This window comes from Clostridium sp. CTA-19 (genome assembly GCF_054767855.1).
In genome coordinates this window covers 150,028-162,558 of record NZ_BAAABH010000004.1, presented here as the reverse complement: position 1 = coordinate 162,558, position 12,531 = coordinate 150,028, and the positions used below count along the sequence as shown (strand labels likewise).

General features: G+C 27.3%; 13 protein-coding genes. All 13 read right to left on the bottom strand.

Features of this window, described 5'->3' with window-relative positions; translation table 11 throughout:
• Positions 1-231: 231 nt before the first annotated feature.
• Positions 232-1,026, bottom strand: a complete 795-nt coding sequence (arsM, locus tag ACYUE0_RS04000; RefSeq protein ID WP_460269573.1) for an arsenite methyltransferase — start codon at positions 1,024-1,026, stop codon at positions 232-234.
• Between the two features lie 241 nt (positions 1,027-1,267).
• Entirely contained in the window at positions 1,268-1,534 is a 267-nt protein-coding gene (locus tag ACYUE0_RS03995) for an ArsR/SmtB family transcription factor (RefSeq protein ID WP_061995879.1), read from the bottom strand.
• A gap of 163 nt (positions 1,535-1,697) precedes the next feature.
• The gene (locus tag ACYUE0_RS03990) at positions 1,698-2,567 is read right to left on the bottom strand and encodes a uroporphyrinogen decarboxylase family protein (protein ID WP_460269572.1); all 870 of its coding nucleotides are present in this window, start codon (positions 2,565-2,567) and stop codon (positions 1,698-1,700) included.
• A gap of 27 nt (positions 2,568-2,594) precedes the next feature.
• Complete coding sequence (locus ACYUE0_RS03985; protein WP_460269571.1) at positions 2,595-4,322, bottom strand: ASKHA domain-containing protein; 1,728 nt, start codon at positions 4,320-4,322, stop codon at positions 2,595-2,597.
• A gap of 2 nt (positions 4,323-4,324) precedes the next feature.
• Positions 4,325-5,323: an MtaA/CmuA family methyltransferase gene (locus ACYUE0_RS03980; protein ID WP_460269570.1), complete on the bottom strand. Its 999-nt coding sequence runs from the start codon at positions 5,321-5,323 to the stop codon at positions 4,325-4,327.
• 25 nt (positions 5,324-5,348) lie between these two features.
• Positions 5,349-6,425 carry a uroporphyrinogen decarboxylase family protein gene (locus ACYUE0_RS03975; RefSeq protein WP_460269569.1) on the bottom strand — a complete coding sequence of 359 codons (1,077 nt, stop codon included), beginning with the start codon at positions 6,423-6,425 and terminating at the stop codon, positions 5,349-5,351.
• Between the two features lie 91 nt (positions 6,426-6,516).
• Positions 6,517-7,161 carry a corrinoid protein gene (locus ACYUE0_RS03970; RefSeq protein ID WP_460269568.1) on the bottom strand — a complete coding sequence of 215 codons (645 nt, stop codon included), beginning with the start codon at positions 7,159-7,161 and terminating at the stop codon, positions 6,517-6,519.
• A 75-nt stretch (positions 7,162-7,236) separates the two neighbouring features.
• A complete protein-coding gene (locus ACYUE0_RS03965) occupies positions 7,237-8,313 on the bottom strand; it encodes a uroporphyrinogen decarboxylase family protein (protein WP_460269567.1) in 1,077 nt (358 codons plus the stop codon).
• A gap of 267 nt (positions 8,314-8,580) precedes the next feature.
• Positions 8,581-8,964 (bottom strand): hypothetical protein, encoded by a 384-nt coding sequence (locus ACYUE0_RS03960; RefSeq protein ID WP_460269566.1) that lies wholly within the window; start codon positions 8,962-8,964, stop codon positions 8,581-8,583.
• Positions 8,965-8,976: 12 nt separating this feature from the next.
• Complete coding sequence (locus tag ACYUE0_RS03955) at positions 8,977-9,396, bottom strand: hypothetical protein (RefSeq protein WP_460269565.1); 420 nt, start codon at positions 9,394-9,396, stop codon at positions 8,977-8,979.
• Positions 9,397-9,550: 154 nt separating this feature from the next.
• A complete protein-coding gene (locus ACYUE0_RS03950) occupies positions 9,551-10,462 on the bottom strand; it encodes an alpha/beta hydrolase (protein ID WP_460269564.1) in 912 nt (303 codons plus the stop codon).
• A 295-nt stretch (positions 10,463-10,757) separates the two neighbouring features.
• Complete coding sequence (locus ACYUE0_RS03945; protein ID WP_061995886.1) at positions 10,758-11,054, bottom strand: hypothetical protein; 297 nt, start codon at positions 11,052-11,054, stop codon at positions 10,758-10,760.
• A gap of 146 nt (positions 11,055-11,200) precedes the next feature.
• Positions 11,201-12,073: a DegV family protein gene (locus tag ACYUE0_RS03940; RefSeq protein WP_460269563.1), complete on the bottom strand. Its 873-nt coding sequence runs from the start codon at positions 12,071-12,073 to the stop codon at positions 11,201-11,203.
• Positions 12,074-12,531: the final 458 nt, after the last annotated feature.

The window sequence follows — 12,531 nt, the reverse complement described above, 5'->3', positions numbered from 1 at the left end:
GCAGTGTTTCAATATTTATAGCTGATCTTCCCATAATAAAATCCTTTCTATACAATATTATATTTAAAAATTTACGTATATTAAGTATTTGTAGAAAGATTTTTATTATTCAGTATAATTTTAGCTATCAACTTGGAACCCTATATAAGCTTAAATTCAAATCTATTTTTAAATTACAAAAGGATGATTTATAAGCAATTATAAATACATCCTTTTAATATCCTTTATAACTTATTTTTTTACTGCTTTAACAGCTGCAGACATAATATACTCTCCAACTTTTAAATTATGTCCCCATTTTTCTTCATATTCCTTAGGTACTTCTTTTACATCTATTGTTATATCTTCAAAACCAGCTTTATAAAGATATGCTTCTAATTCCTCAACTGAGGATGCACCTGTAACTCATCCACAATAAAGCTTTTCATCATTTTTCATTTCTTCTGTAAGCTCTTTCATTATTACTATATCTGATATAGCAATTCTTCCACCTTTTTTTAAAGCACGATAAGCCTCATTATATACCCTCTGCTTATTAGTAGATAAATTTATAACACAATTAGATATGATAACATCCACTATATCATTTTCTACTGGAAGATTCTCAATCTCACCAAGTCTAAAATCAACATTTTTATATCTATTTCTTCTACTCGTAGCTCTTGCCTTTTTTAACATTTCAAAGGTCATGTCTACCCCTATTACCATTCCTTTATCGCCTACTTTATCAGCTGCTAAAAAACAATCGAATCCTGCTCCACATCCTAAATCTAATACGGTTTCACCTTCTTTTATATTTGCTATAAGCTGTGGATTTCCACACCCTAGTCCCATATTTGATTCTTTTGGTGCAGATTCTAGTTCTTTCATTGAATATCCTATTTTACTTGATATCTCTACTGGTGAATTTTTTATTGTTAAAGTTTTATTGTTACAGCAACTCTCACTTGCACCATTAGATATTGCAATTGACTTGTAACTTTTTAATACAGCACTTTTTATCTTTTCATCACTTAAATTTTTCATACTATATTCTCCTTTTGTATTTATATAATATCATTAACTTTGATTATTTATAGGGTTTCAAGTTGACTCTTAAAGTTATCCATTCCAAAACTTGGATACCTAAAATAGTGAGACATGCTCCGAATCACTTAGAATTCAATACTACATCTTGTGCAAAAATATTTTAAGGGTGTTGAATAAATTTAAATTGGAGCTTGTTTCCCTATAATTCTCGTTTTCCTTTTTTATTTAATATATATTATCACTTACTTGCAATCACTTTAGTTAATTCTAAAATTTTGAGTACTTCTTCATTTTTTATACTATAATACATCCACATTCCCACCTTACGAGAATCTAAAATATTTGCTTCTTTTAATATTTTTAAATGTTGTGATAAGTTAGACTGAGTAAATTCAACATCTTCATTCAATTTGCATACACATAACTCTTCTTTAGATAATTTTTCTACTATTTTTAATCTTATTGGATGGGCCAAGGCCTTTAAAATTTTTGTTTCCTTCTCCATAAAATCCTCCTTAAAGAAAAACATACTATATAAGTATTTTCTAATATACTTATATAGTATGTTTTTTATTTATTTTTGTCAATACATTTTTATTTTTCCTATAAAAAAACCAGCACCTAATCCATTTTAGTAATTAGTGGGCTGGTTTCTATGTTTCTAAATTTTATTTTAATTCTAATAATGTTATTATGTTATCACTTTTATTTAAAAAAGTTCTTTTTATACACCAATGTCCAGCAACAATTAATTTATCATTTTTTTTATTTAGTGATAAATTAATTAAATTCTCTCCATAAGTTAACTCTTCATTTCCGTGAATACATTTTTTATTAACAAAGTCACATTCTTCTAAGGATGTAGATGTTCTACCACATATGTGAAATAAAACATTATTACTTATTAAAATGTCTTTCACACTTCTTATAATATTACACGTCATAGCACCTGTTAACTCTTTAAAATATTTAGGTCCAATTATATCTATGTTACCAACAGGGTCTGCATACGATATAACTTTAACTCCATTTTCAATAGCTTTTCTAATATATTCTACTATGCCTTCTTCTATTAATTTTAAAAGTTTTTCTATAGCATCTTTATTTTTTCTATATAATTTATAAAACAACCTACTATCCATAAGTGAAGTAACTATTGTCATAGGACCTTCTACCATTAATACAACATTCTCCTTATCTTCACTTAATTTCTTTACAGAATCTAATACTTCTTTTATTCTACCTTTAGAAAAATTTATTGGCCTTATTTTTTCTAAATCCTCAACACTATTAATTAAATATTCCCCAACTCTTGATGATGTGTTTTCATCTGCTAATTTTATTATACCTCCGAAAGCTTCAGCCTCTATAGTATTACAAAATGGTACTTTACAAAATACATCATTTCTTACTTCTTTTATTTCCTTGGAAATTTTTGACATAAACTCATTAGTATTTATTCTATCGTAAAAGTCTGGATAGCAATCACATATTGTTTTAGGTACACTTTCTATATTATCACTAACACATTTAAACATATTTTTAATCACCTTTATTTATAAATTTTAAAAACTTAATTCTTTTACAAAATGCTTTTGAAATTCTTCACTAGTTGAAAGTTCTAATATTGATATCTTTTCTTTTAAGCCCATCATAGACTTTAATACATCTTCATTTATAGTTGCAAGCCTTGCTCCTTCTAAAGATGTGTTTCCTAAGAAATCTATTTTACCACTAAATCCTTTTGGAATAAGTCCTATACTGGTAATGCTTTCACCTTTAACATGATATCCAAAAGCTCCAGCTATATATGCATTTTTCACATTCTCTATTGATATATTCATTTCTTTTAACAACATAGTTATTCCTGCTGCAATTGCTCCTTTAGCTAATTGAATTTGTCTAATATCTTTTTGTGAAATATATATATTATCTGTTATATAAAACTTTTTCTCTTTTAATCTATTTTTTAATTTATCTGGTAATTCCTTATTAAATCTCCCACTACTTAATATTACATTAGATTTTACAAGTTCTGCAGCTATATCTAAAAGACCACTACCACATATTCCTATTGGCTTTGAATCTCCTATTACTGAGTATTCAATATGGTAATTTTCATCTATTCTAAATCCTTCAATAGCTCCTTCTTGAGCTCTGCATCCACAACTTATATTCATACCTTCTAATGCTGGACCAGCTGCTGTGGATGTCCCCATTATCTGACCATTATTTATGGCAACTATTTCTCCATTAGTTCCTATATCTACAAATATGCTACACTCACTATTTCTATCAAATCCACTAGCTACAACTCCAGCAATTATGTCCGCTCCAACATAAGCAGATCCATTAGGGAGAATTAAAATTGTACCTTCATGATTTATATCTATATTTAAATCTGTAGCTTTTATTTCTAACCCATTTAAAAATATCGGTCTATAGGGCGCTTTTGCTAATGAAATAGGGCTAATTCCCAATAATAAATGTAACATTGTAGTATTACCTGCAATAGCTATATTATAAATGTTTTTTCTTTCCCCTATTCCTCTTATAAGTTCTCCACTTAATCTATTTATTTCTAGTGTGATTGCCTTTTGTAAGTCTTCTAAACCGTTAGGATTCTCCATACAATATGTTATTCTTGTTAAAACATCTCCACCAAATTCTGTTTGAGGATTTAATGAAGATAATTTGTTTAAAATTGTTCCATTTTCTAAATTTATAAGATAACTGGATATTCCTGTTGTTCCAATATCTATTGCTACTGAGTAAACTTTTTCTATCTTATTATCTATATCTAATATTGTTGCTTTATTTTTCACAACTTCAAAAGAATCCACATTTTCTGATTCTAATTTGTAAATTTTTTCATAAAGTTCTATTGAAGATACATCCCCATTTACATACTCTATATATGGTATTGAAACTTTATTATCTAAGTTATTTACTAATTCTTTTTTTATTTTAGGTGACACTTTTATATCTATTGATTTACCTTTAGTTACTGTTTTTAAATTTTTATTGTTTTTAATAAATTGTACATCAATATCCCCTTGAATCTTTGCTACACATGCAAGTCTTTCATTTTTTTCTTTATTTATAAAAGGTAATTCTATAGTATCTATTTCACTTAATTTGCCCTTTGCAATAACCTTACATTTTCCACAAATGCCAATACCATTACATGGAGTTTCTAACTTTAAATTATTTTTTCTTATAACTTCCAGTATAGTTTTTCCTTCTTCACATTGTACCTTTAGATTCTCATCTATAAAATGTGCTATTGCCATTACTATCTTCTCCCTTTCACATAATCCGTCATAGCTCTTAAATTTTCTTTTGGAGTTGACATACCAAGTCCACAGGCTGGTGAAACTATATCAACACCAGAGTTAATACAATTTTCTGTTACCCTTATTATTCTTTCTTTATCACCTTGATGTAATAGCAAGGTACTTACATTCCCCATAAGTGCTTTATTTATTTGTTTTCTTGCACTTCTCATATTTACTATAGAGTCAAAACTTACTGCATCAATATCTAAGTCATCTAAACTTTCTATAATATTTTTTGTATCACCACAAATATGGATTATTACAGGAGTATCTAGTTCATGTATTTCAGTTAAAAACTTCTTATACATAGGATAAGCAAATTTTTCAAAGTTTTTTCTTCCTAGAATTTCACCTGTAGCTGTAGGATCTGATATGGCTATAACATCTGCTCCTGCATTAATCATAGCTTTTGCATAGTCTATAGAGTAATCATTTACATATTCTATAAATTCATATGCTAAATCTGGATCTTTTCTAAACATTTTTATAAGCTTTAAAGGATCTACAATAGAAGTTGCAGTACTTATGGGACCAGTTATATTACCTATCACTGGTACTTCATTATTTTTAAGTTTTTCTATAGCCTTTAAAATAATTGGCATTCTTTTATCTTTTATAGGATTTATATCATATTTTTTAATAATTTCCCCTATCTCTTCTTCATTATATTTTGTTACTCTTGGCTCTACTGTTTTATCGCCGAAACTTAATTCTATACCTAATGGTTCTGCCTCAACAGTCATACAAAATGGTACTCCATAATTTTCAAAGCCAATTTCTTCATTCACCATTTTTGCTGCCATTACCATACCTTCTAAATCACAATTGTGGTTTTCTTTAATTTCTTTTAATATATCAGTAACAGCTGCATTCATCATACCACCTGGACATATAACTGGAGGCCTGTCTACCTTTTCACCTTTTAAAACTTTTAATAATCTTTCCTTTTCATTCATAACTAAAACCTTCCCTTTTAATTTTTTAAAGTTTACTTATGTCTATAGGATATCTTCCATATATTCTAGCTGCATTCATAAGAGCTTCTATATTTTCAATTTTAGTTCCAGTAGGAATTTGACATCCAGTTCTTAATATATATCCTTTAGGACTTCCATAACCTTTTTTTATACAGCTTTTAGCTTCATTCATAATTTCTTCTATGGTTCCATTTTTTATAGTTTCTACTGGTTTAACATTGCCTGAAATACAAATTTTGTTACCTAATATATCTTTTGCATCTTTAACATCCTCAATATTATCTATACTTATAGATGTTATTCCTGTTTCAGCTACTAAATCCCAAATTTCTTTACTTTTACCACAAATATGGATACCCATTCCTCCACCAGTTGTTTCTTTAACCTTGTCAACACATTTTTTCTCATAAGGCATAGAAAACTCTTTATATTGCTTTATACTTAAAAGACTTGTAGATGATACTGGATCTGACATTGAAAAACCTACACCCAAATTTGATGCAGCTTCTATAATTTTCATATTGCACTGTGTAACAATATCCAAAAGAGTATGAAGTTTATCAGGATTTTTTATCATAGCTCTTAAAAGTTTATCTGTTCCTATAACAGCTGAAGCTGCGCTTAGTGGTCCAGCTAGATTAAATCCCACATTTACAACTTTAGAAAGTCTATCAACTACTTTAGATAATGCCTCTAAACAAATAGGAATCTTTCCATCTTTAAATGGGTTAATAACATCTAAATTGTCTACATCTTTTATATCCTTTAATATTGGTTCTCCAACATAAGATATATTATTCTTTGGAAAAACTAATTTACTTCCTAAAGCTTCTCCGACACCTCTTAATGTTGTATTTATCCCAACTGAATCATGACCTAATTTATTAAACAGAAATTCTTCTAAATCTGCCATTTTATCTGCTGAGTGATAATACTCATCAATTGTTATTCCTATAAGTGGTGCCATAGACTCTCCCATATGCGGCATACATGGTATTCTATCAATTTCTAATCCCTTTGAAAAAGCTGACATTCTTTCTTTAGAAGTCATTTCATCTTTCTTAATAATAATTTCCTCCATACTTTCCTACAACTCCTTTTAATATATAAAAATGCTCTATAAAAAATTAAGAGCATTTTCCCATATAATAATTATTAAATTATCTATATTTCTAGATTACAAAGACTTCTTTTACTTTTCTAACTGCCTCATTTGCATCAACTGTGTAAAAATCCGCACCTATTTCAGTAGCAAATTTTTGAGATACTGGACCGCCACCTATCATAACTTTGAATCTTTCTCTAATATTTCTATTTTTTAAATTATCTATAACAGTCTTCATTCCTGGCATAGTTGTTGTCATAAGTGTTGACATACAAATAATATCTGCTTCTTTTTCTTCTGCCTCTTCAACAAATCTAGTAATTGGAACATCCCTACCTAAATCATATACAGTAAATCCTGCCGCTTCCATCATTACCTTCACTAAATTTTTTCCTATATCGTGAGTATCTCCTTCTATAACGCCTATAACAACTTTCAATGGTTTATCTAATATTCCTCTATCTAAATGAGGCTTTAAAATACCCAATCCTTCATTCATCGCATCTGAACAAATTAGTACTTCTGGAAGAAAATATTCTTCTTCCTCATACAATTTTCCCACTCTATCCATACCTTTAATTAATCCATTATTTATAGTTTCATAAGCAGGAATACCCACTTCTAAAGATTTTTCACATAACTCTCTAGTTATATCTTCCTCCATATCTACTATGGCATCACTAATATTTTTAAATAATTCTTCTTTATTCACAATAACTACCTCTTTTCCAAAACTATATGATTACTTTTTATTACCTTTTTATTACCTTTTTATTACCCTTTTATATTAAAGTTCATCTACATTAATTGGATATCTTCCATATATTCTAGCTGCATTCATAAATGCTTCTATATTTTCAATTGGTGTTCCCATAGGAATTTGACATCCTGTACTTAAAACATATCCCTTAGGACTTCCATAACCCTTTTTTATACATAATTTAGCTTCATTCATTATTTCTTCAATTGTTCCATTTCTCATAGTATCTACAGGCTTAACATTACCTGAAATACACACTTTAGGTCCTAATATTTTTTTAGCTTCTTCTATATCTTCAGCATTATCAATACTAAAAGAAGATACACCAGTTTCTAAAATAGATTCCCATATCTCTTTGCTTTTACCACATATATGTATGCTCGTTCCTTTTCCAGAAAGCTCTCTCATTTTATCTACACACATTTTTTCATAAGGCATAGAGAATTCTCTAAATTGTTTTACACTTATTAAGCTTGTAGATGACACTGGATCTGACATTCCTAAATCTACACCTAAATTTGCAAAAGCTTTTACTATCCTTAAGTTTGTTTCTGTTACTATTTCTAACAATGTATGAACTTTCTCAGGATATTTTATCATGCCTTTTAATAAGTTCTCTGTTCCAACTACAGCTGCTGCTGCACTTAGTGGTCCTGCTATATCACTTCCCACATCTACTTTATCACCTATTTTTTTTACTATAATTTCTAGCGCTTTTAAAGCTAATGGTAATTTCCCATCTTTATATGGATCTGCTGGTGAAAGATTATCTACTAATCTTATATCTTTTAATACTGGTTCCTCTAAATAAGATACCCCATTATTAGGATAAGCAATTTTGCTTCCCATAGCTTCTGCTACTCCTCTTAAAGTAGTTCCTACCCCTACTGAATCATGACCTAATTTATTAAATAAAAATATTTCAAGTTCTGCCATGTATTCTGCAGAATTATAATACTGATTTGTTGTTATACCCATAAGTGGTGCCATTGTAACTCCCATTTGTGGCATACATGGTATTCTGTCTATTTTTAAACCTTTAGAGTAAGCAGCCATCCTTTCCTTAGGTGTCATTTCATCTTTCTTAATAATTAACTTGTCCATAAGGCCCCTCCTTTTCACTGTTCTTCAACTGTATTTTAAAGTATTTATCAATTCTATTCCAATAGAAAAAGGCTATAGTTTGTACAATATCTATCAGTATATTCTATAAAGTTACATTTTATTACTTATTTTTCTATTAACATTTTTTCATATTAAATATAATTTATCAAATAATAAAAACCTACATTGAAAATATTGTAGGTTTCTTATGTCTATTAATTTTTTACATAAAATTATGAAGTAGTATTTTAGTTTGATTCTATATATTTAAAAACTTTCTAATTTACAATCTTCCATATATATTACTAATCCTAAAAAACCATCGTTAATTTTTTTTAAAGTCCCCTTTATTAATATATTATCACCTTTTTTTAAACTTTCTATTTGCTCAATATCATAACATTCAAATTCAAAATTCCCTCTAATAATATTATAATCTTCAATAGATTTTATTATTATTTTTTCATCTTTTTTCTCAATTTTATCAATAGTAGTTTTTACTACTATTTCAGTATCTTTAGTTCTATTATATTTAACTTCATTATATTGCATCATCACTACATCTTTTAACGTCATAGGTTCTATTGCAACTGTATTTTTACACAAAAATACAGTTATTATAATCGCAAAAATAGCAAACTTTTTCTTCATATTTACAGCTCCTTAATTACTACCTATATTTTCATATATTGTACAGTTATCTAATTTTAATGTTCTAACTCCACACTCTGTCAAAATGCCCTTTATTGATACTTCTGTCCATACTTTTAAATCACATATTTTTTCTATATCAGAACTTTTCATTATACATTTTGCTCTTTTATCTAAATCAATTGTAGGTGTATTTTCTAATGGAGAATTGTGTTCCTTTATAAATATTGCTATCTCATCATCCTTTTCAGTTATTTTGTATATTTTTCCATAAACCATAATCTCATTATTTAAATACTCTTTTTCATATAGTTTTTTGTTATTATACTTTAAATCAAACACATTTTTCACATCAATTGGATTAGCATAACAATTTGAATACCCTATTAAACATATTAATATTGAAATTAGAGTGATACTTACTCTTTTCAAATTAATCCCTCCTCCATGAATTTTTTATATTTAAAACTAATATTCTACCTATGATTGTTTTTTATTCATAAATCTTACCAAAATTTTTAATTGTTATAAAAGTAAAACTAGCTACCTAAAATTATAATTTTAGGTAGCTAGTTTAGATTTAAATTTAATTTAAAACACTATTTATAAATTTGTGAACTATATCTTCATATTTTTTCTTATCTTTATCATATGCAACAACATGACCTGCATCCTCAATTATAAGTAATCTATCTTTTTTCCCTTTTTTAACTTTATACATTTCCTCACTCATAAAACATGGAACTGTAGTATCTGCTGTTCCATGTATAAACAAAGTTGGAATTTCACTTTCTTTTATATCATCTATTGGTGATACATCATTCATTGAAAACTTACATTTGATTTTAAATACCATATTTAGAAATGGATATATTGGCGTTAGAGGAACCTTAGCTTTTTTAAATTGATATTTTAAAATTTCCTTTCCATTTGAGTATCCACAATCAGCTATTATAAAATTTATTTTTTCTTCATGTCTTCCACCATACATAAGAACAGTTGCAGCTCCCATAGATTGACCACACAATCCTATAATAGCATCTTCACCTAACTTTTCTTTAATTTTTTCAACCCATATATCTAAATCGTCTCTTTCCAATATACCGTAAGTTGGATATTCCCCATCACTAGCACCATGAGCCCTTACATCTATTTGTAATATGTTAAATCCATCTTTTAAAAATATATCAATATATTGAAGAGTTAAATAATGATTTGCTGTATATCCATGGCATAATATAATAACCTTTTTATTATTAGGAAATTTATTTATATAATATCCTTTAAGTTTATATCCATCCTTACTTACAACTTCTAAATTTTCATATTCTATACTATCGTATAAATTTACATCATAGCTTCCTCTATTTTTTAAAACATTAAAAGCTTCTTCTTTATCTTTCTTCTTTCCTAATATAACTTTTTTATAAGAGTAGTTAACTAAATATACTATTGTTAGCACTAAAACTAATAGTAAAAATATAATTATGTTAATCATAGTAAATCATCCCACCTCACACTACTTAAATAATACAATTATATTCAAAAGATTTTTTTCAGTCAACAAAGTATTATTATATATAGGTTGCAAATTGACTTTTAAAATTAATGTTTTTTAAAATAAACTAGTAAAGACTAATTTTCTATAAAATTTATAAGGTGACAACAAATTTAAAATCTGTTGTCACCTTATTTTATATAAAAATCTCTATAGAATAAATCCATAGAAATTAGTTGTCAGTAAAAATTCATCTCCATTAATATATTTTTTAAATAATTATTTATTCTAATTTCTATCTTTTACATATATATATTAAAATAATTAATACACATAAACCAACAAAAAAAGGACTACATACTATAAATGATAATACTGCAATTATACTGGTTAAAATACCACCTATAGTTACCCCTATAATGCCTAATGAGGCTATCACTGGAAGAATTATAACTAATATAATTATGGATGCTATTATACTGATTAAAATGCCTAGCCCTATTCCAACACCTTTTATAATAAACTTACAGGTAATACAAATTATATAAAACATGAAAATTATCATAGCTAAAAAACATAAAATACTTATCATAATATTCATACCCTCCCTATATTATAATAGTATTATATAATTAAAATTATTTTACATATTTCATACAATTTAACATATTTTTAATATAGTTTCAAAATAAAAAAGTTTACTTCATATCTTAATAAAGTAAACTTTCTACCAATTATTTAACTATCTCTACATTCTCCAATAAAAATAGCAGCAAGCGTTCCCGGGCCACCATGTGCTCCAATTACAGCTCCCATAGAATTTAAAATAACCTTTTCTACATTATTTTCTTTTAAAATTATTTCTTTAAGTTCATGCGCCTCTTTTTCACAATCTGCATGGGCTATAAATATAACTTGATTTTCTATATTAAGTGCTTTTTCTTTAACTTGAGCTCCTAAATATTTAATTGCTTTTTTTCTTCCTTTTATTTTCCCAGCTTGAACAACTTTACCTTCATTATTTATAGTAAGTATAGGTTTTATATTCAATAAAGATCCAACTGTTGCTGCTGCAGATGAAATTCTTCCGCCTCTTTTTAAATGGGATAAATCATCTACAGTAAAAGCATGTAATATCTTACTTTTATTTTCTTCTAACCAATTTACAACATCACATTTGTCCTTACCTTCTCTTAGCATCTCACAAGCATAATACACTAATGCCCCTTCTCCTAAAGATGCACTTATAGAATCTATTATATTTATATCTGCATTTTCATATTTCTCTAAAATATTTTGTTTTGCGATATTAGCACTATTAATCGTACCACTTAAACCTGAAGATAATCCTATATATATTATACTCTTACCTTCTTTAACATATTTTTCAAAGACCTCTTCAAAAGCATAGATATTTACTTGAGATGTAGATGCCGCTTTGCCATCTCTTAATTCCTTGTAAAAGTAATCATACTTTAACGTATCACCTAAATCATCTAAAATATAATTCCCATTTATATTCACACCTAAAGAAAGAAATTCTATGTTGTTATCTTTAATATAATTTAATGGTAAATCACAAGCAGAATCTGTTATAAGTTTTATATCCATTTACTTTCGCTACTAAAATATCCATTTTAGTAACTTCCTCCTTCCAATCCCTTCATTATATATATTTTTTCACTTTATACTCTCTACTAAATCACTTTCTAAATTATTGTTTATTAATTGTCCTTAAGATAGTTTGCTATTTTAAAATATTAATATTCAATAAATTTTAAATAAACGATATCTTATCAAGATATCACATTATAACATAACTTATTTTGATATTCAAATGGTTTGACTATCAAAATAAGTTCGCCGTCTAACTATTTATTGCAAAGTACATTTTTGGAACTATTATAGGGAAACAAGCTCCCATTTAAATTTATTCATCAAATTTTTGTTATCAGTTAAGAAAAATAAGTACAAATATAGTTGGTTAAGAATTATGAATTAAGGATTTAGGATAAAAGTGGCAACCACTTTCTGAAAATGATTTTAAAAAATCTATCAATATAATTTGC

Excerpts from the sequence above, each read along its gene's own strand:
- ACYUE0_RS03975 (WP_460269569.1), bottom strand. The coding sequence starts at position 6,425 with ATGGAGGAAATTATTATTAAGAAAGATGAAATGACTTCTAAAGAAAGA.
- ACYUE0_RS03995 (WP_061995879.1), bottom strand. The coding sequence starts at position 1,534 with ATGGAGAAGGAAACAAAAATTTTAAAGGCCTTGGCCCATCCAATAAGA.
- ACYUE0_RS03980 (WP_460269570.1), bottom strand. The coding sequence starts at position 5,323 with ATGAATGAAAAGGAAAGATTATTAAAAGTTTTAAAAGGTGAAAAGGTA.
- ACYUE0_RS03940 (WP_460269563.1), bottom strand. The coding sequence starts at position 12,073 with ATGGATATAAAACTTATAACAGATTCTGCTTGTGATTTACCATTAAAT.
- ACYUE0_RS03950 (WP_460269564.1), bottom strand. The coding sequence starts at position 10,462 with ATGATTAACATAATTATATTTTTACTATTAGTTTTAGTGCTAACAATA.
- ACYUE0_RS03945 (WP_061995886.1), bottom strand. The coding sequence starts at position 11,054 with ATGATAAGTATTTTATGTTTTTTAGCTATGATAATTTTCATGTTTTAT.
- ACYUE0_RS03965 (WP_460269567.1), bottom strand. The coding sequence starts at position 8,313 with ATGGACAAGTTAATTATTAAGAAAGATGAAATGACACCTAAGGAAAGG.
- ACYUE0_RS03985 (WP_460269571.1), bottom strand. The coding sequence starts at position 4,322 with ATGGCAATAGCACATTTTATAGATGAGAATCTAAAGGTACAATGTGAA.
- ACYUE0_RS03990 (WP_460269572.1), bottom strand. The coding sequence starts at position 2,567 with ATGTTTAAATGTGTTAGTGATAATATAGAAAGTGTACCTAAAACAATA.
- ACYUE0_RS03960 (WP_460269566.1), bottom strand. The coding sequence starts at position 8,964 with ATGAAGAAAAAGTTTGCTATTTTTGCGATTATAATAACTGTATTTTTG.